Genomic DNA, 18,745 nt, shown 5'->3' with positions numbered 1-18,745 from the left:
CCGTATAGGCCGCGTCGATCAGCACGCTGATCTTGATCTCTGAGGTGGAGATCACCTGGATGTTGACGCCCTTTTCGGCCAGGGTGCCGAACATGGTTTTGGCGACGCCCGCATGGCTGCGCATGCCCACGCCGATCACCGAGACCTTGGAGACCTCCTCGTTGACCTGCACGTCGTCGAAGCCGATCTGTGCCTGAGCCTGGCGCACGATCTCCAGGGCGCGGGCGGCGTCGCGCTTGCCGACGGTGAACTCCATGTTGGCGGTGTCCGCGGTGCGGGCATGGCTCTGGACGATCATGTCCACATTGACGTTGGCGTCGGCCAGCCGGCCGAAGATCTCGGACGAGACGCCGGGATGGTCGGGCAGGCCGAAGAGGCTGATCTTGGCCTCGTCGCGGCTGTAGGCCACCCCGCTCACGATGCGTTTTTCCACGATCTCCTCCTCGTCGCAGACGATGGTGCCTTGGCCGGGAGCTTCCCCCGGTTCGACGAAACTGGATAGCACACGCAGCGGCACGTTCTGGGACATGGCGAGCTCGACGGAGCGGGTCTGCAGCACCTTGGCGCCCAGGGATGCCATCTCCAGCATCTCCTCGTAGGAGATTTTCGACAGTCGCCGGGCCTTGGATTCGATGCGCGGGTCGGTGGTGTAGACCCCGTCCACATCGGTATAGATGTCGCAGCGGATGGCTTTCAGGGTGGCGGCGATGGCCACCGCGCTGGTGTCGGACCCGCCGCGGCCGAGGGTGGCGATGCGCCCGTCGCGAGTGACGCCCTGGAAGCCCGCGATCACCGCGACCTCGCCGCTGTCCATGGCGGCGGCGAGCTTCTCGGGCGGGATCTCGTCGATGCGGGCGCGCCCGTGGGCGTCGTTGGCGATGATCGGGATCTGCCAGCCGAGCCAGGAGCGGGCCGGAACACCCATGTTGCGCAAGGTCATGGCCAGCAATCCCGCGGTCACCTGCTCGCCGGAGGCGACCACGATGTCATACTCGTCGTCGGAGGGCGCCAAGCCCCGGGCCGCCGGGCCGGCGCCGTCGGTCCAGGCCACCAGCTCATTGGTCTTGCCGGCCATGGCGGAGACCACCACGGCCACGTGATGGCCGGCCTGGACCTCGGCATTGACGAGCCTGGCCACGCGTCGGATGCGCTCCAGATCGGCCACCGAGGTGCCGCCGAATTTCATCACCAGCCGGGACATGAGGCTCTCGGTTCCGACCCTTGTTGCACTGCGCAAGGGCCGGCGCCTTCTAGCGGTGCGCCGGATGCTCCGCAACGGCCTGGCCGCTTCAGTTCCGCGGCGGGCGGGGGTAAGAGGAGGCATGACCTCCCCCGCCCAGGCCCGTTCGAGCATCGATCCTGCCGAGGTGGCGCGCTTCTCGGCGATCGCCGCGGAGTGGTGGGACCCCAAGGGCAAGTTCGCGCCCCTGCACCGGTTCAATCCGGTCCGGCTGAGCTTTATCCGCGAGCAGGCGCTCTATCGCTTCCAGCGTGACGGAACGGCGCGGCGGCCGTTCGACGGCCTGCGCCTGCTGGACATCGGCTGCGGCGGCGGCCTCCTGTCCGAGCCTATGCACCGGCTGGGGTTCGAAGTGGTAGGCGTCGACGCCTCGGAGCGCAACATTGGCACCGCCGCGGCGCACGCCGCGGAGCTGGGGCTCGAAATCGACTACCGGGCCTCCACCGCCGAGGACCTGCTGGCCGCCGGCGAGGCGCCCTTCGACGTGATCCTCAACATGGAGGTGATCGAGCACGTGGCCGATCCGGGCGAGTACCTGCGGTCCTGCGCCCGGCTGCTGGCGCCGGGCGGGCTGATGATCGTGGCCACCCTGAACCGCACCCTGAAGGCCTTCGCCCTGGCCAAGGTGGGCGCGGAATATGTGCTGCGCTGGCTGCCCGTGGGCACCCACGACTGGTCGAAGTTCCTCAAGCCCAAGGAGCTGCGCGGCTTCCTTGAGGGCGAGGCCGTCGCCGTGGACGGGCCGTTCGGCGTCGTCTTCGATCCCCTGAGCGGCCGCTGGTCGCAGTCCGGCGACGCGGACGTGAACTACATGATGACGGTCGTGCGCGAGGCGGCGTAAAGAGGGCCCCCAGCCTGCTAAGGGCCTGGCGCGAGGAGTTTGGATGCCTTCGTTACGCGTGTTGGGTCACGCCTTCAGGGCCTGGCGACGGAACCTGAAGTGGTCGAAGCACGAGCCCGAGACGCCGTACCTGGCTGACCTTCTCTCCGGCGCGCCTGTCTGCCTGCATGTGGGCGCCAGCGACGGCCGGCATTCCTATGTGATGACCCAGGTGGCCCCGAAGGCGTTCATCCACGCCTTCGAGCCTTCGGCCTTCACCTTCCAGGTGCTGCAGACCTGCATCCGCTGGCACGGCATCTCCGACCGGGTGACGGTGGTGCACGCCGCGGCGGCGGAGACCTCCGGCGAGATGCTGCTGGTGACGCCCAAGAAGATGTCCGGCCGCATGGGCAGGGCCTACGCCTTCGTCTCCCACACTGCGCCCAATGGGCCCGCGCGGCCCGACCTGGAGGACCAGGGCATGGATATCCAGCCGACGCCCGTGGTGCGGCTGGACGACTACTGCGCCGAGCAGGGGATCGAGCGGGTGGACTTCATCCGCATGGACATTGAGGGCGCCGAGCAGAAGGCGCTGGAGGGCGCGCAGGGGGTCCTCGACCGCGACCGCCCGCATGTGCTTCTGGAGATCCACCCGGCCATGCTCGCCGCCCGGTTCGGCGGCTCGGCCGACGAGGTGGTGGCGATGTTTCGCACCCGCGGCTACCGGATGTTCGCGCTGAACGGTGACCGGCTGGAGGAGCGCACCACGGTGGTCGGCGACCTGCCCTGGAAGGACTATTTCTTCATCCACCCCAGCCGCGCCTCGCGCCTGCCGGACGGGGTGTTCAAGGCCCGGATGGCGGCCTGACGGCGACGCTTTGCGTGACTTCGAGAGCACGCTCCGCGAACAACCCGCGAAATGCGCGCCAAGGCGCCGAACCTAGTCTTGAAACGCGCGTTTGCGCTCCAGGTGACAACCGTGACCTTAAGGAGTCCGGCAAGGTGCAGCGCAAACGGCCCAAGGGTGTGCTGGCGATGGGCTGGGCGGTGCTGGAATGCGCCGCGACCGGGCGGACCGAGCACGCGCCTACGGCCACTGACTTTCCCGAGACTGCGGTGCGCCGGACCAGCTTCATCGCCGGCGGCGGTCACGGCTGGCGGATTTCCGCGCTGGAGACCCCGCGCGAGACCCCGGCGCCCTGGAAGATCGTGGTGATCACCGGCGCCCCGTCGTGGGCGGAGTACTGGGCCGAGACCCTCGCCGAGCTGCCGCAGGACCGGGAGATGGTGGTGGTTGACCGCCCCGGTTACGCCGCGTCGGAGCCCCTGCATCCCGTCACTGACATCCGCGTGCAGGCCCAGGCCCTGGCGCCGGTGCTGCACGCCGCCCGCGGCCAGAAGGTGCTGCTGGTTGGCCAGAGCTATGGCGCGGCCATCGCCACCCTGATGGCCGAGGCTAATGCCGGCCAGGTGGCGGGGCTGGTGCTGTTGTCTGGCTTCTTCGGGGAGACCGGGCCGACCTCGAAGTGGCTGCTCGACATGGGTTCCAGGGCGCTGAAGGTTATTCCTCGCGATCTGCGCCACGCGGTGATCGAGTGTTCGGGCCAGCGCCCGCAACTGGCGCACGCCAAGCGCGCGCTCGCCCGGCTGAACCTGCCGATCCACATGATCCACGGTGACAAGGACGACTTTGCGCCGCTGGAGGCCGCCGAGCGCCTAGCCGCCGAGACGGTGACCCGCCGCCCGATCCGCTTCGTCCGGACCCCCGGGGCCAACCACTTCCTCAACGACGGCCCGCCGGAGCTGTTGTTGCAGGCCATTGAGAATTGCATCCCGGCGAAGAAGACCTGGACCTTCCGCTGGCCGAAGGCCGTCGCGGCCTGGATGCCCAGGATGCCGACGGCCCCCACGCCGGCGGCCGGCGCCTTACCCGCCTAGCGCAGGAAGGCGCCGGTGGCGGCGGCGAAGCCGATCACCACCAGCCAGGGCGGCAGCCTGGCCACCGTCAGGAACACGAAGGCCGCCGCCACCAGCGCCCAGTCCGCGGGCCGCTGGATGGCGCCCTTCAGCATCGGGTCCCACAGGGCCGCAGCCAGCAGGCCCACCACCACCGCGCCGACGCCGGCCACGGCCCCGCGCGCCGCGGGCCTGGCCTTGATCCGGTCCCAGAACGGCGTCACGCCTACCACCAGCAGGAAGCTCGGCAGGAAGATCGCGACGATGGCGACCAGGCCGCCGACCCAGCCGCCGGGCGCCACCCGCTGCGCTGCGCCCACGAAGCCCGCGAAGCTGAACAGCGGCCCGGGCAGGGCCTGGACTGCGCCATAGCCACTGAGGAAGCTGTCCCGGTCCAGCCAGGCGCGTCCGACGATCTCGCTTTCAAGGAGCGGCAGGACCACGTGACCGCCGCCGAACACCAGTGCGCCGGTGCGGTAGAAGACGCTGGCCAGGCCCAGCGTCGGGCTCTGCAACAAGGTCGCGGCAAAGGGCAGGGTGGCGAGCAGGACCGCGAACAGGCCAAGGGCGGTGAGGGCGGTCCTGGGTCCGACCCGGGGTGGCGCCGCCTCCATGGGGGCGTTGGGGGCAGGCTCGCGCAGTAGGGCCAGGCCGAACAGGCCGCCCGCCGCGATGGCCAGGATCTGCGCCACCGGCCCCTCGGCCACCACCAAGCCCGCCGCGGCGCCCAGCGCCATGCCGGCGCGGATCGGACCGACGGCCAACGTGCGGGCCATGGTAATCAGCGCCTGCAGCACCACCGCCGCGGCGGCCACCTGCAGCCCGTGCAGCCAGGCCTCCCCCCACGCGCGGGTCATGCCGGGCGCCAGATAGGCGAAGGCGACCATGGCTGTGGCGGCCGGCAGGGTGAAGCCCACCCAGGCGGCCAGAGCGCCGGCGATACCCGCGCGCTGCATCCCGATGGCCATGCCGAGCTGGCTGGACGCCGGCCCGGGCAGGAAGTGGCACAGCGCCAGCAGGTCGGCGAACGCCGCTTCGGTGAGCCAGCGCCGGCGCTCGACGAACTCACGGCGGAAATAGGCCAGATGCGCCACCGGCCCGCCGAAGGCGGTGAAGCCCTGGCGCAGGAAGGCTGTGAAGACCTCGACGGCGGCGGACTTGGGTGGCGGCGCGTCGTCCATCGGGGCCTTCATGAAAGCCCGCGCCCCCCCTGTCGACCGATTTCCGGCAGTGCCCGGCAAAACCCCTTGGCCGCCGCATCTGAACGGCGATAAGGCTTCTGACCAACGGAGGTCCGTATCGCCAGCGGCCTCGAAGCCAACCGGGGAAGAACGCCATGAAGGCCGCCGTGCTGCGCGAAGTGGGCAAGCCGCTTCAGATCGAAGACGTGCAGATCAACAAGCCCGGCCCGCACGAGGTGCTGATCCGCACCGCCGCGGCCGGCGTCTGCCACTCGGACCTGCACTTCATCGAAGGCACCTATCCGCATCCGCTGCCGGCCGTGCTGGGCCACGAGAGCGCCGGCGTGGTGGAGCAAGTGGGCTCGGAGGTCCGAACGGTGAAGGTGGGGGACCATGTGATCACCTGCCTCTCGGCCTTCTGCGGCCACTGCGAGTTCTGCCTCACCGGGCACATGAGCCTGTGCGTCTCGCCCGACACCAAGCGCGGCAAGGACGACGAGCCCCGGCTGAGCCAGAACGGCGTCGGCCTGCCGCAATTCCTCAACCTGTCGTCGTTCGCCGAGCAGATGCTGATCCACGAGCATGCCTGCGTGGCGATCCGCAAGGACATGCCCCTGGACCGCGCCGCCCTGATCGGCTGTTCGGTGACCACAGGCGTGGGCGCGGTGATCCACACCTCCAACGTGCGGCCCGGCGAAACCGTGGCGGTGATCGGTTGCGGCGGGGTCGGCCTCTCGGCGATCAACGGCGCGGCCATCGCCGGCGCGGGCCGGGTGATCGCCATCGACGTGGTGGCCGGCAAGGAGAACTTCGCCCGGGCGTTCGGCGCCACGGACTTCATCAACGCGGCGGAGACAGACGCGGTGAAGGAGGTCATCGAGATGACCAAGGGCGGGGTGCACCACTCTTTCGAGGCGCTGGGCATGGCCAAGACCGCCGAGCAGGCCTTCAACATGCTGCGCCGGGGCGGCACGGCCAACATCATCGGCATGATTCCGCTCGGGCAGACCATCAGCCTGATGGGCGCGGCGTTCCTGGGCGAGAAGCGTATCCAGGGGTCGATGATGGGCTCCAACCGCTTCCCGGTAGACATGCCGCGGCTGGTGGACTTCTACATGAACGGCAAGCTGAACCTGGACGAGATGGTCTCGCGCCGGCTGAAGCTGGCGCAGGTCAACGAAGCCTTCGAGGAGATGAAGCGCGGCGAGATCGCCCGCTCGGTGATCGTCTTCGACAGCTAGTGTGCTGGATTTGAAGTTCGGCCGCCTCTGCGAACTTCAAATCCAAGAAGCACACTACAAACATAGACTTGCTAGTGTCCTCATCGATTCCGAAGTTCGTCGCGGCCCGCCACAAGCGCAGGCGAACTTCGCAATCGGGACACTAAGCCTTAGGGGTCATCACCAGCCAGGGTGTGGGCTGGGCGCGCCACTCCCAGACGGCCAGCAACTGGTCCATGTGAGACAGTTCCCGGAGCCAGCCAGGCGCGTCGAAGAGCTTCGGCTGCTGGTCGATCCGGACGATGTCGTGGGTCGGGCCGAAGCGCTCCATCATGGTGGCCAGCACGCCGGGCCTGAACAGGTCGTGGGTCTCGACGATGACCTGCATGTGGGCCAGCGCCGGGCTCAGCGCCGGTTGCAGGATATCGACCTCCGCGCCCTCCGCATCGACCATCACCAGCACCCGGCGGCCGGCAAAGGCCTCGAACCCGTCCGGCTGGAACTCGCCCCCGACGATCACCCGATCCGACACGCCGTTCTTGGCGGCCAGGGCTGTGCAGGCCAGCCGGGCGGCCTCCGAAATGTCGTAGGCGTGGACGGTGACCTGCGGCATCAGCCGGGCCAGGCCCACGGCGTAGTAGCCCTCCGCGCAGCCCACATCGACGACGCAGTCCAGGCCGCCGGCCGCCATCCGCGCCAAGTGTGGGTGGAGTTCTGACTCATAGGTACCGAGCAACCGCGCGATCAACGCGCCCTCGGTGGCCTGGTCGACGTAGTCCATGCCGGCGAAGATGCCCTGGTGGATGCGGGTCCCCTGGCGGGAGAGATAAGTGTTGGAGAGCATCTGCGAGCGCCAGCGGCCAAGCAGATGCAGCAGGTTGCTCAGGTGCGGCGGGCCGGGCTGGGAGGGCCAGGCGCCGATCGTGCGTCTCACGTATGCCGCGGCGGCCGTCGTCAGGCTCAAGGCCATGTCTCCCGAAGTGGACCGGCGCGGTCCTAGCGGCCGAGGCCAGTCTTGGCCGACAGTTGCGCGGTGGTCATCGGACGTTGCGCTTCGTCCTCGGCGCCAAGCAACCGGTCGATACGCGCCTTGTTGGCCTTGAAGCTGACGAGCTCGGCGCCGCCCAGGACGGTGCCTTGCGGCACCTTGGCGCCCACCGGGTTGACCCGTTTGCCGTGCAGCCAGACTTCGTAATGCAGGTGGGGCCCCGTGGACATGCCGGTTGAGCCCACATAGGCGATCACCTGGCCCTGGCGGACCCGGGAGCCGGCGCGCACGCCCTTGGCGTAGCTAGAGACGTGAGCGTAGCCGGTATCCCAGCCGCCGGAGTGGCGGATGCGCAGCCAGTTGCCATAACCGCCCCAGCGGCGCGCCTCGGCCACCACGCCGTCGCCGGCGGCGATGATCGGGGTGCCGTGGCCAGCGCCGAAGTCGACGCCCTGGTGGGCGCGGGCGTAGCCCAGCACGGGATGGCGCCGGCGGCCGAAGGACGAGGTCATCCGCGCCCCGTCCACCGGAGTGCGCAGCAGGAAGCCCTTGATGTTCTTGCCGGCGGCGTCGAAGTACTGCGCGTCGCCGCCCGGGCGGTCGAAGCGATAGAACTTCACACCGTGAAGTTCGGCGTATTCCAGGTCGCCGGTCTCCACCGTGCGGCCGCTTTCGGTGACCTTGCGGCCGAACACCAGCTTGAACTCGTCGCCTGCCTTGATGTCGCGCTGGAAGTCGAGCTTGTGGGCGAACAGCTTGACCACTTGGGCAGTGATGGTCGGCGTGGCGCCCAGCTTGGCGGCGCTCTCGTAGAGCGAGCCGTGGATCTCGCCATCGGCGACGGTGGTCTCGTCAGTGATCTTCTCGTCCAGCTCGCGCAGGCGCAGGGCGCCGTCGAAGGTGCGCGACAGGGTGATGGTGCTGGCCGGGCCGGTGCGCATGGAAAGCCCGATCAGCCGCGCCGGGCCGCGGTTCGCGCGGGGGCGGGCCACGGCGGCTTCGAAGGCGAGGCCGGCTTTCACATGCACCGTGTCGAACGCCTGGCCCAGGGCGTCCACCGCCTGCCGGGCCTCGGCGGGCGCCACGCCGGCGCGCTCGACGGCGCTAGCCAGGGTTTCGCCGGGACGCAGCTTCATGGGTACGTTCTGCGGCCGGGCGTAGCCCGGCTGGGCTTCGGCCTGGCTGAAGGCGGCATGCTGCAGGGCGGCGACGGCCTCGGGCGCCAGCGGCGGCGGGGCGGCAGGGGTGGTCACGCTCTCGGTAAGCTTCCACGCGGCGAACAGCGCGATCAGGGCGCCAGCGCCCGCCACGGCGCGCGGCGCGATCCGGAACGACAGACGTCGCGGGTCGAAGTCGTGCATTACGCCCCCGTACTAACCGATGCGTGGTTAAGGCATCGGAGCGGCAAAGCCAGTTTTTTTCGCGCCCCCGCGCAGCCGGTCGGCGCAGGGAAGGTGGCCGCAATCGCCTTCCTTGGCTCCCGGTCGTATTGTCACGCTAGCTAGATGAGCCCCAGCACCAGCTCGGCGGGCCGGCAGAGGGCGGCGCCCTTCGGCGTCACCACGATGGGCCGGTTGACCAGGGCCGGCTCCAGGATCATGGCGGCGATCAGCGCCGCGTCCGAGGCCGCGGGGTCTGAGAGGCCGAGCGCATCGGCGTTGGCGCCGCGCACCCGCAGGATGTCGTGGGCGGAGGCGTCCATGCGGGCCAGCAGGTCCTCGAGCTGGGCCTTGGTCCAGCCAGCCTTCAAGTACTCCACTACGGTGGGCTCGACGCCCTTGGCGCGCAGTAGCGCCAGGGTGTCGCGCGAGGTCCCGCAGGCGGGGTTGTGATAGATGACGACGTCGCTCATGGGCCGCAGATAGCCCGGATTTCAGCGCTTCACCAAGTGAAGCGGCGGGTTCCGGAGACGATCGTCGAGCCTGAGGTGTCGAAGCCCATCTGCGCCTTGGGCTGGGCGGGCAGGGCCTGGGCGCCGGTCGGCCAGTCGTCCCAGGTGGCCACATAGCGCACGTCGAGGGCTCCCGGACCGGCCGGCCGCAGGCGCATGCCGAAGCCTTGCGGGGACGCTTCCCAACTCACCCGGCTCCAGCTTCCCGGCTTCAGTGACGCGCTGAACGGCAGGCCGGCGATGTTCTCGATTGCGACAGCGGTGTTGGCGCGAAGCTGCACGCTGATCTGCCGTGCGCCGGCGGGCGGAAGGGCGGCCAGCACCAGCGATCCGTCAGGCTGTGCCGCCAGGCTCAGCGTCGGAGCGGCCATCGGCTCCGGACGGGCCGGCGCCGCCTCGTGCGGGCGACGGAGGGCCCAGGTGTCGCGCCGGGCGACGGCGCCGCCGTCGGCGGTCAGGACGGCGTTGACCCAGGGGGTGCGAGCGAGGCTGCTGACCCGCCAGGCGCGGCCGGTATCCTGGTCCAGATGATAGGCCACGTGGACAGCCTGCGGGTAGCGCGCGTCCCAGGGGGTGTTGAGCCGCACGGCCACCAGCACCGCCAGGCCCGCCACCAGCAGCACGGGACCCACCAGGCGGGCGGGCGGGGCGCCTTCCTCCGGCTGCGCCAGGGGCCAGATCAGGATCGCAGCCAGCCAGACGGTGGCGGCCAGAAGCTCGGGCATGTCGAGGCCCAGGAACAACCCGTGGGCGGTCCCGGCGATCCAGGCGAGGCCCAGGGCGGCCAGGAGGCCCAGCAGCGCCAGGGTGGCGGGCCCGCGGCGACAGGACATGGCGCTGGCCGCGGCGCCGACGCCGGCCAGCAGCAGCGGCCAGGCGAACATGTAGGCGGTGGCTGGCGCGGCGATCTGGGCGGCCACGGCTGCCACCAGGCTGATCGTCAGGACCCCCGTCCAGGCTCCGGCGCGGCCCACCGGTCGGCCATAGGCGGCCACGGCCACCAGGGCGGCGGCCACGCCCAGGATCAGGCCTGTCTGGTCGAAGCCTCCGAGGGCCGAGCCGGCGATCCCCGCGGCCAGGGGGACGAGGGCGACCTTGCGCCGGCCCCGCGCCAGTTCCGCCGCAGCCATCACCAAGAAACCCACCGCCAGCAGCATGACAGCGGCCTCCCAGCGGCTGACCTGGGCCAGCAGGAAGCGCTGTTCCACGTAGCCGAAGTCCGCGCCGGTGGCGCGGCGGGCGAAGTGCAGCACGGCGGCGCTGCCCAGCACGGCGAACAGAGTGGCGCCGGCGCCGCGGGCGATATCGGTCCAGACCAGGGGCTCGATCCGCCGGGCGCGGCTGACGCCCACCGCGATCAGGCCGGCGGCGACCAGCAGCACCAGCCAGCCGCCCCATGCCGGATAGGCGAAGATCAGGTCGCCGAACACCTGGCTGTAGACCGCGTCCTCGCCCTTGCCGGGAAGCGTGGTGGCGAAGGCGGCGGCTCGGCCGGTGGCCAGGACCTGGTCGCCCAGGTCCTGCAGGGTCCCTCGGTCGAGGTTGGCGGGGGTGGAGGTGGCGGAATGGTAGTCGAACTGGCGGCCGATGAAGGCGTAGTTCAGCCCGCTGACGCCGACCTTCTTGGATTCCGTGAAGTCGGTGTCGTTGGGCATCTTCTCGTAGATGAACACCGACAGGGAGGAGGAGGTAGGCTGCTCGCCCGTGCGGCTGAGGAGGTCGATGAGCGGGCCATTCCCGGCGCTGGTCTCGAACATCTGCACCCGGCCGCCGCCGCCCCGGGCCTCCATGTTGAGCAGCAGGCCGATGCGCCTGGCCAGCGGATCGCGCTTGAAGAAGGCGTTGGCGCCCAGGAGGCCGCTTTCCTCGCCGTCGGTGATCACCAGCATGAGGTCCCGGGCGGGGACGCCCTGCGCCTTCACAGCCCGGGCGATCTCCAGGGCGGCGGCGACCCCCGCGGCGTCGTCGGCGGCGCCGGGAGAGCCGGGCACGCTGTCGTAGTGGGCCATCAGGGCCACGGCCGGCAGGCTCCGGTCGCGGCCGGGCAGGACGCCGATCACATTCTCCACCGCGCCGCCGGAGACGAACACGTCGCCGCGCACAGTGCGATGGGTATAGGCGTTGTCGCGGCGCACCTGCGGCGAGAGGCCCAGGGCGGTCATCCGCCCCACAAGATAGTCGCGCACCTGCTGGTTCTCAGGCGAGCCCATGGGATGCGGGACCCGGGCGATCACCCGCACGTCAGCCATGGCTCGTTCCGCGGAGAAGGCCGTAGCCGGGGCAGAGGCGGCGACAGGCTCGGGCGTGCGCTCGCCCCACCACGCGATCAGGGCCGCAGCGATCAAAGCCGCGGCCAGGGCCAGCAGTCGTCCCATGGCCGTCCTCCCGTCGTTTCTTGGGGCTGACCCTAGACGCGCCCGGCGCAAACGAAAACGCCCGCCGGTGAAGGCGGGCGTCTGCGGGTCTGAAAGGCGGGTGGCGTCAGGCGGCGACCTGGGCCTCCTGTGGGTCGCGCAGCACGTAGCCGCGGCCCCAGACGGTTTCGATGTGGTGCTTGCCGTCGGCGGCGGCGGCCAGCTTCTTGCGCAGCTTGCAGATGAACACGTCGATGATCTTCAACTCGGGCTCATCCATGCCGCCATAGAGATGGTTGAGGAACATCTCCTTGGTCAGGGTGGTGCCCTTGCGGAGCGAGAGCAGCTCCAGCATCTGGTATTCCTTGCCGGTCAGGTGGACCCGCATGCCGTTCACTTCCACGGTCTTGGCGTCGAGGTTGACGGTGATGTCGCCGGTCTTGATCATCGACTGCGCGTGACCCTTGGAGCGGCGGACCACGGCGTGGATGCGGGCGACCAGCTCGTCCTTGTGGAAGGGCTTGGTCATGTAGTCGTCGGCGCCGCCGGAGAAGGTTTTCACCTTGGTGTCGATCTCGGACGTACCGGAAAGGATCATGATCGGGGTGTTGATCTTGCCGACCCGCAGGGTGCGCAGCACGTCCATGCCGCTCATGTCAGGCAGGTTCAGGTCGAGCAGGATGAGGTCGTAGTCGTAGATTTTGCCGAGGTCGACGCCCTCCTCACCGAGGTCGGTGGTATAGACGTTGAAACCGTCCGACTTGAGCATCAGCTCGATGCTTTGCGCGGTGGCGCTGTCGTCCTCGATCAACAGTACGCGCATTCGCCTCTCCTACTGCGTCCCCGCATTGCCCTGCGAATTCTGGGAATCCGCCCCGAAGCTCGCCGTAACTTGCCAGCGAGTTAATTTAAGACTGGTTAATGGTGATGGCCTGTCTCCCCGAATCGTTAATCTGATTTCGGAATCCGACTCAAGGCGCGCAGGGGCTCCAAGCTGTCGCACCCCCGGTGAATCTTTCGTGATTGGACAGGCCTTGCAAACCAGCGGGCCGGAACCGCCTTGCGGTCACGCCTGTTTGGTTGGGCGAAACAAGGTGAGAAGCATGACCGTCATCCAAGATACCCCGGCCGTCTCTGGCTTCCGGCCGACCCGCCAGCACGTGGGCCACGCCATGAAGCTGCTGCCCTTGGCCCGCTACCTTCCCCGGCACCCGCTGTTCCTGGGCCTGGCGGCGGTGGGGGTTGTGGGCGCGCTGGCGTGGCGCAACCGGGCGAAGATCGCGGCCACCGCAAGGCCGCTTATCGACGACGCCACCGCCCGCGGCCAGGCCCTGCGCGACAAGGTGCAGGCGGCCCGCACGCGCAGCGACGAGCCTACTGGCCTCTAACCGCGTTTCTTCACCCGCCCTTAAGGCCAGGCGCGGATTCTGCGGCCTTAGCTGAAGGGGCCTTCGTGCAGAGTCTGGTAGCCGCCGTCGAACGGCTGGATCCCCTGACCGTCTCCGGTCGGGTGGCCGCGGTGAACGGCCTCCTGATCGAGGCCCGCGGCGGGCTGACGCGCCTGGCGGTGGGTGCGCGCGCCGAAATCACCCGCCTGGGCGACAAGCCGCTGTCGGCTGAGGTGGTGGGGTTCCGCGAGACCCGGGCGCTGCTGATGCCCTTCGGCCCCGTGGAGGGCGTGGCGCCGGGCGCGGAAATCCGCATTGAGCCGCAGGGCTCCGCTGTCCGCCCCACCAAGGCCTGGCTGGGCCGCATCGTCGACGCCTTCGGCGAACCCATCGACGGCAAGGGCCCTCTGCCCAAGGGCCCTGCGCCCTATCCCCTGCGCGCCGCCCCGCCCGCCGCCCACGCCCGCGACCGGGTGGGCGCGCGGCTGGACCTGGGCGTGCGGGCCATGAACGTCTTCACCACCTGCTGCCGCGGCCAGCGCCTGGGCGTGTTCGCCGGCTCCGGGGTCGGCAAGTCGGTGCTGCTCTCCATGCTGGCCAAGAACGCCGACTGCGACGCGGTGGTGGTGGGGCTGATCGGCGAGCGGGGCCGCGAGGTCCGCGAGTTCATCGAGGAAACCCTGGGCGAGGCTGGGCTGAAGCGGGCCATTGTGGTGGTGGCCACCTCCGACGAGCCGGCTCTGAAGCGCCGCCAGGCCGCCTACATGACCATGGCCATCGCCGAGTTCCTGCGCGACCAGGACCTGGAGGTGCTCTGCCTGATGGACAGCGTCACCCGCTTCGCCATGGCGCAGCGCGAGATCGGCCTGGCCGCGGGCGAACCGCCGACCACCAAGGGCTACACGCCGACGGTGTTCACCGAATTGCCGAAGCTTCTCGAGCGCGCGGGGCCTGGCCCGGTGCGCCCCGACGGCACGCGGGCGGGGCCGATCACCGGCCTCTTTACGGTGCTGGTGGACGGCGACGACCACAACGAGCCGATCGCCGACGCGGTGCGCGGGATTCTCGACGGCCACATCGTCATGGAGCGGGCCATCGCCGAGCGCGGCCGGTTCCCGGCGATCAATGTGCTGAAGTCCATCAGCCGGACCATGCCGGGCTGCCACCAGCCCCACGAGCGCCAGATCGTCACCGCTGCGCGCCAGAGCCTGTCGGCCTATGCCAACATGGAGGAACTGATCCGCATCGGCGCCTACCGGGCCGGCGCCGACCCGCAGATCGACCGGGCCATCGCGCTCAATCCCGCCCTGGAGGCCTTCCTGACCCAGGACAAGGACGAGGCCACCAGCCTGGACGAGGCCTTCGCCACTCTCGCCGACATCCTTAGTGTTGAGACCGCCGCATGAGTTGGGCCCAGTCGCTGATCAAGCTTTCGACCTATGAGGTCGAGGTGCTGCAGAAACGGCTGGCGGAGATCACCGACCGGCGGACCCAGGCGGAGATGCGGCTGGTCATGCTCACCGCCGAGGGCGAGGCGGAGGCGGCTCACGCCGGCCAGGATGCTTCGGCGGGCTGGTACCACATCGGATTTCTGGACGGCCTGCGCCTGCGCAAGGCTGAGGTGCAGGCGCGTATAGACGCCATCGCCATCGAGGAGGCCGGCGCCCGCGACGCGCTGGCCCAGGCCTTCGAAGAGCAAAAGAAGTACGAGCAGATCGCCGAGACGGCGCGAACCCTGGAGCGCCGCGAAACCCTGCGCCGGGAAACCGCGGCGCTGGACGAACTTGGCCTGCGGAAGGTCGGCGGCCGCTAGGTCGCAGTGCCGCCGGTGCGGGCGCGTTCGGCCTCGACGTCCTTGCGAAGCACGCTGAGGTCCTCGCTGATCCGGAAGATGGCCACGTAGAACTCGCAGAACGAGCGCCACAGCAGGACGAGAGCGCCCATCACCAGGAGGCCGCCGACGATCACCGGGATCGCCAGCATCAGCCCGAAGAAGATGTTGTCCTCGCGAATCGCCACGCCCACCGCCACGCCGATGGTGCCGAAACAGCCGAGCGCGATCAGCGCCAGGCCCGCCCAGTAGATCAGGTGGATGACCGAGTTGGTCATCAGGCGCTCGAAGGTCAGCAGGTCCCAGAGGATCTGCGCGCCCGGTCCCTGAGGTCTCTGAAGTGGTCGACGCATCGCAATCCCAAGACTCGAACCGGAGCGTTCGACCGCTCCCTTGGGTCACCGCTACCAGCCGATGCGCCGGCCTGCAACGGCGCAGAGGTCGCGGCGCCGGTGTGTCAGGCCGTCCACTTTCCGAGGGCGCCGCCGATCAGGCCCGCCACGGCCGACCCGATCGTCCCGACCGCCAGGATGGAGGTCGGCACGTCCTTCAGCACCACCGAGACGCCGATCCCCAGGAGCGCGCACACGCCGCCGGGGATCAGGCTGGGGCCCCAGCCTGATCGCCATGTGGGCGTAGATCAGCCCGGCCAGCAGCGAGATCACCACGCCGCCGCTTCGCCACCGGGGCGAAGCCTGCGGTCCGGTACGCGATCAAGTGGCGATGTTCAGATGGCCCCGACGGTCTTCAGGCGGGCGCGGGGATGCACCTCGTTCTGGCTCATCACCGGGGTCTGGCCGCGGAAGCGTTCGATGATCGAGCGAACGTAGGGCCGGATGCCCGGGCTGGTGAGCAGCACCGGGGTCTCGCCGGCCAGGGCCGCGCGCTCGAAGGTCTCACGAACCCCGCGGATGAAGTCCTGGAGGCGCGAGGGGGCCAGCGCCAGTTGCTTGTCTTCGCCCTGGCCCACCAGGGCCTCGGCGAAGGCATTCTCCCACTCCGGCGTCAGGGTGACGATAGGCAGGGCGCCGTCCTCGCCGCGGTAGGCGAAGGAGAGCTGACGGGCCAGGCGGGCGCGCACCTGCTCCACCAGCAGGGTGACCGAGGCGGTGTGCGGCGCGGCCTCGCCGATGCCCTCCAGTATGGCCGGCAGGTCGCGGATGGAGACCCGCTCGCGCAGCAGGGCCTGCAGCACGCGCTGGATGGTGGTGGCGGTGACGATGGCCGGGACCAAGTCCTCCACCAGCTTCTTCTGCTCCACCGGCAGATCCTTCAGCAGCTTCTGCACCTCGGCGTAGGAGAGCAGGTCCGGCATGTTCTCCTTGAGGATCTCGGTCAGGTGGGTGGTCAGCACCGTGGCCGGATCGACGATGGTGTAGCCGCGGAACGTCGCCTCTTCCCGCAGGCCGTCGTCGATCCAGGTGGCGGGCAGGCCGAAGGCCGGCTCCTTGATGTGCTCGCCGGGGAGTTCCACCTGGCCGCCGCGGGGGTCCATGGCCATGAGCTGGCCCAGCCGGACCTCGCCGGCCCCAGCCTCCAGCTCCTTGATACGGATGCAGTAGCCCTGGGAGGGCAGGCGCATGTTGTCGAGGATCCGCACCGACGGCATCACGAAGCCGAAGTCGGCGGCCAGGGTGCGGCGCAGCGCCTTGATCTGGTCGGTGAGCCGGCGGCCCTCCAGGTCGTTGATCAGGCCCAGCAGCCCATAGCCCAGCTCGATCTTGATCTCGTCGATGGCCAGGGTCTGGGCGATCGGCTCCTCCTGATCCTCGGCCACCGGCGCCATCTCGATGACCGGCGGGGCCTGGGAGACCTTGGCCCGGTACCACGCCAGGGCGCCGGCCCCGATGGAGATCGCCGCGAACGGGATGATCGGCATGCCGGGGATGAAGGCCATGACGCCGGCGGCGGCCGAGACCATGCCCAGGCTGATGGGGTTCATGGCCAGCTGGGTGACCAGGGCCTTGTCGGCCGAGCCTTCGACGCCGGCCTTGGAGACCAGGAAGCCCGCAGCGATGGAGATGATCAGGGCCGGTATCTGGCTGACCAGGCCGTCGCCGATGGTCATGGTGGTGTAGGTGGCTGCGGCCTCGCCCAGTGGGATCTTGTGCTGGATCACGCCGATCAGGATGCCGCCGATCACATTGATGGCGACGATGATCAGGCCGGCGATGGCGTCCCCGCGGACGAACTTCGAGGCGCCGTCCATGGCTCCGAAGAAGGTGGATTCCTGGTCCAGCTCCTTGCGGCGGGTCTTGGCCTCGGTCTCGTCGATCAGGCCCGCCGAGAGGTCGGCGTCGATGGCCATCTGCTTGCCCGGCATGGAGTCCAGGGTGAAGCGGGCGGCCACTTCGGCGATCCGCCCCGAGCCCTTGGTGATGACCACGAAGTTCACGATCACCAGGATGGCGAAGACGATCAGGCCAATGACGAAGCTGCCGCCCATCATCAACTTGCCGAAGGTCTCGATGACGCGGCCGGCCCCGTGCATGCCCTCGTGGCCGTGGCTGAGGATCAGGCGCGTGGAGGCGATGTTCAGGGCCAGCCGGTAGAGCGTCGCCACCAGCAGCACGGTGGGGAAGGCGGTGAACTCCAGCGGCTTCTTGATCAGCAGCGAGGTGATCAGGATCAGCACGGCGCTGGTGATGGACAGGGCGAGCAGAATATCCAGCAGGAAGGCCGGGATCGGCAGGATCAAGAGGACAACGATGCCCACGATCCCGACCGCCAGGCCGACCTCGCCACGCGCCACCCAGCCGAACACCTCGCGGGAGGTCGGGGCTTGTCTCAGGCGGGACTGGAGGCCGGCGTCAGCCATGGCTTAGGTCCTAGGCCGCATGGGCGGCGGCGCCCTGCGGCGCAGGCACCGCCACACCGGCCTCGGTGTATTCCTTGAGCTTGTTGCGCAGGGTGCGGATGGAGATGCCCAGGATGTTGGCCGCGTGGGTGCGGTTGCCCAGGCAGTGCTCCAGGGTGTCGATGATCAGCTGCTGCTCCATGGCCGCCACGGTCTGGCCCACGAAGCCGCGGGTTGCGCTCTCGGCGGCGAAGGAGGCGGCCTGCGCCGCGCGCAGGTGCGGGTCGGCGGCGGCCAGCGGCTGGCCATCGGGCAGGCGGATGGCCAGCTCCTCGATCTCGGGACCGACCGACAGCAGCACCGCGCGGTGCATGGCGTTTTCCAGCTCGCGGACGTTGCCCGGCCAGCGATGGACGCCCAGCCGGCGGCGGGCCTCCTGCGAGAGCGGGCGCTCCGCCACCCCGTTGGCGACGGCGTATTTCTTCACAAAGTGGTCGGCCAGGGCCAGGACGTCGCCCGGGCGTTCGCGCAGGGGCGGCAGGCGCAGGTTCACGACGTTGAGACGATAGAGCAGATCCTCGCGGAAGCTGCCGTCCTTCACCGCCAGAGCCAGGTCGCGGTTGGAGGTGGCGAGGATGCGGATATCGACTTTCACCGGCTTGGAGCCGCCCACCCGGTCGATCTCGCGTTCCTGCAGAGCGCGTAGCAACTTGGCCTGCAGGCGCCCGTCCATCTCGGAGATTTCGTCCAGCAGCAGGGTGCCGCCGTTGGCCTCCTCGAACTTGCCGATGCGGCGGGCCACGGCGCCGGTGAAGGCGCCTTTCTCGTGGCCGAACAGCTCGCTCTCCAGCAGGTTCTCCGGGATGGCGGCGCAGTTGACCGAGATGAACGGCCGGTTCGCGCGGCGCGACTTCATGTGCACGTATCGGGCGATGACTTCCTTGCCGGAGCCGCTCTCGCCGGTGATCAGGATCGAGGCGTCGGAGCCGGCGATCTGGTCGGCCATCGCCAGCACCGCCGTCATCGCCGGGTCGTTCACCACCATCGGCCGGTTGTCGTCTGCGACCGCCGCCAGGACT

The 18,745-nt window shown here is 69.5% G+C and carries 18 protein-coding genes; 7 read left to right on the top strand and 11 right to left on the bottom strand.

The genetic code is table 11. The annotated features are described in order from the left end of the window. On the bottom strand, positions 1-1,201 hold a 1,201-nt coding region (locus ACLL81_RS13970; RefSeq protein ID WP_411288966.1), incomplete at its 3' end, for an aspartate kinase. A 121-nt stretch (positions 1,202-1,322) separates the two neighbouring features. Here ACLL81_RS13970 and ubiG point away from each other — a divergent pair. From ubiG to ACLL81_RS13955, 3 genes are all read left to right on the top strand, one after another. Further along, entirely contained in the window at positions 1,323-2,081 is a 759-nt protein-coding gene (ubiG, locus tag ACLL81_RS13965) for a bifunctional 2-polyprenyl-6-hydroxyphenol methylase/3-demethylubiquinol 3-O-methyltransferase UbiG (protein ID WP_411288965.1), read from the top strand. A gap of 43 nt (positions 2,082-2,124) precedes the next feature. Further along, a complete protein-coding gene (locus ACLL81_RS13960; protein WP_411288964.1) occupies positions 2,125-2,928 on the top strand; it encodes an FkbM family methyltransferase in 804 nt (267 codons plus the stop codon). A gap of 134 nt (positions 2,929-3,062) precedes the next feature. Beyond that, entirely contained in the window at positions 3,063-3,998 is a 936-nt protein-coding gene (locus ACLL81_RS13955; protein WP_411288963.1) for an alpha/beta fold hydrolase, read from the top strand. On the opposite strand, the gene chrA is transcribed toward ACLL81_RS13955, so the two are convergent. After that, entirely contained in the window at positions 3,995-5,197 is a 1,203-nt protein-coding gene (gene chrA / locus ACLL81_RS13950; protein ID WP_411288962.1) for a chromate efflux transporter, read from the bottom strand. The two genes, ACLL81_RS13955 and chrA, sit on opposite strands and share 4 nt — an antisense overlap. A gap of 155 nt (positions 5,198-5,352) precedes the next feature. Between chrA and ACLL81_RS13945 the strand changes: the two genes are divergently transcribed. Then, positions 5,353-6,438, top strand: coding sequence for a Zn-dependent alcohol dehydrogenase (locus ACLL81_RS13945; RefSeq protein ID WP_411288961.1), 1,086 nt, complete (start codon positions 5,353-5,355; stop codon positions 6,436-6,438). Positions 6,439-6,580: 142 nt separating this feature from the next. On the opposite strand, the gene ACLL81_RS13940 is transcribed toward ACLL81_RS13945, so the two are convergent. From ACLL81_RS13940 to ctrA, 5 genes are all read right to left on the bottom strand, one after another. Further along, a complete protein-coding gene (locus ACLL81_RS13940) occupies positions 6,581-7,381 on the bottom strand; it encodes a hypothetical protein (protein ID WP_411288960.1) in 801 nt (266 codons plus the stop codon). Between the two features lie 32 nt (positions 7,382-7,413). Further along, the gene (locus tag ACLL81_RS13935) at positions 7,414-8,766 is read right to left on the bottom strand and encodes a peptidoglycan DD-metalloendopeptidase family protein (protein ID WP_411288959.1); all 1,353 of its coding nucleotides are present in this window, start codon (positions 8,764-8,766) and stop codon (positions 7,414-7,416) included. Positions 8,767-8,906: 140 nt separating this feature from the next. Further along, positions 8,907-9,257 (bottom strand): arsenate reductase (glutaredoxin), encoded by a 351-nt coding sequence (gene arsC / locus ACLL81_RS13930; RefSeq protein ID WP_411288958.1) that lies wholly within the window; start codon positions 9,255-9,257, stop codon positions 8,907-8,909. A 29-nt stretch (positions 9,258-9,286) separates the two neighbouring features. Next, positions 9,287-11,671 carry a M20/M25/M40 family metallo-hydrolase gene (locus tag ACLL81_RS13925; protein WP_411288957.1) on the bottom strand — a complete coding sequence of 795 codons (2,385 nt, stop codon included), beginning with the start codon at positions 11,669-11,671 and terminating at the stop codon, positions 9,287-9,289. Positions 11,672-11,777: 106 nt separating this feature from the next. Beyond that, positions 11,778-12,473, bottom strand: a complete 696-nt coding sequence (ctrA, locus tag ACLL81_RS13920; RefSeq protein WP_411288956.1) for a response regulator transcription factor CtrA — start codon at positions 12,471-12,473, stop codon at positions 11,778-11,780. A gap of 280 nt (positions 12,474-12,753) precedes the next feature. Here ctrA and ACLL81_RS13915 point away from each other — a divergent pair, with 280 nt between their 5' ends. The 3 genes from ACLL81_RS13915 to ACLL81_RS13905 all read left to right on the top strand — a co-directional run bounded on the left by ACLL81_RS13915 (position 12,754) and on the right by ACLL81_RS13905 (position 14,851). Next, positions 12,754-13,038 carry a hypothetical protein gene (locus ACLL81_RS13915; RefSeq protein WP_411288955.1) on the top strand — a complete coding sequence of 95 codons (285 nt, stop codon included), beginning with the start codon at positions 12,754-12,756 and terminating at the stop codon, positions 13,036-13,038. A gap of 65 nt (positions 13,039-13,103) precedes the next feature. Continuing rightward, entirely contained in the window at positions 13,104-14,444 is a 1,341-nt protein-coding gene (fliI, locus tag ACLL81_RS13910; RefSeq protein ID WP_411288954.1) for a flagellar protein export ATPase FliI, read from the top strand. Continuing rightward, positions 14,441-14,851 (top strand): flagellar FliJ family protein, encoded by a 411-nt coding sequence (locus ACLL81_RS13905; RefSeq protein ID WP_411288953.1) that lies wholly within the window; start codon positions 14,441-14,443, stop codon positions 14,849-14,851. The genes fliI and ACLL81_RS13905 overlap by 4 nt, the downstream gene beginning before the upstream one ends. Here ACLL81_RS13905 and ACLL81_RS13900 read toward each other — a convergent pair. The 4 genes from ACLL81_RS13900 to ACLL81_RS13885 all read right to left on the bottom strand — a co-directional run. Further along, positions 14,848-15,222 (bottom strand): DUF4282 domain-containing protein, encoded by a 375-nt coding sequence (locus ACLL81_RS13900; protein WP_411288952.1) that lies wholly within the window; start codon positions 15,220-15,222, stop codon positions 14,848-14,850. The two genes, ACLL81_RS13905 and ACLL81_RS13900, sit on opposite strands and share 4 nt — an antisense overlap. Before the next feature lie 104 nt (positions 15,223-15,326). Beyond that, a complete protein-coding gene (locus tag ACLL81_RS13895) occupies positions 15,327-15,458 on the bottom strand; it encodes a hypothetical protein (RefSeq protein ID WP_411288951.1) in 132 nt (43 codons plus the stop codon). Positions 15,459-15,596: 138 nt separating this feature from the next. Next, a complete protein-coding gene (flhA, locus tag ACLL81_RS13890; protein ID WP_411288950.1) occupies positions 15,597-17,687 on the bottom strand; it encodes a flagellar biosynthesis protein FlhA in 2,091 nt (696 codons plus the stop codon). 10 nt (positions 17,688-17,697) lie between these two features. Next, on the bottom strand, positions 17,698-18,745 hold a 1,048-nt coding region (locus ACLL81_RS13885; protein WP_411288949.1), incomplete at its 5' end, for a sigma-54 interaction domain-containing protein.

The sequence above is a fragment of the Phenylobacterium sp. genome (assembly GCF_046590535.1).
Taxonomy (GTDB): domain Bacteria; phylum Pseudomonadota; class Alphaproteobacteria; order Caulobacterales; family Caulobacteraceae; genus Phenylobacterium.
The sequence above is the reverse complement of the archived record's forward strand: the minus strand, read 5'-3'. Positions and strand labels throughout refer to the sequence as shown.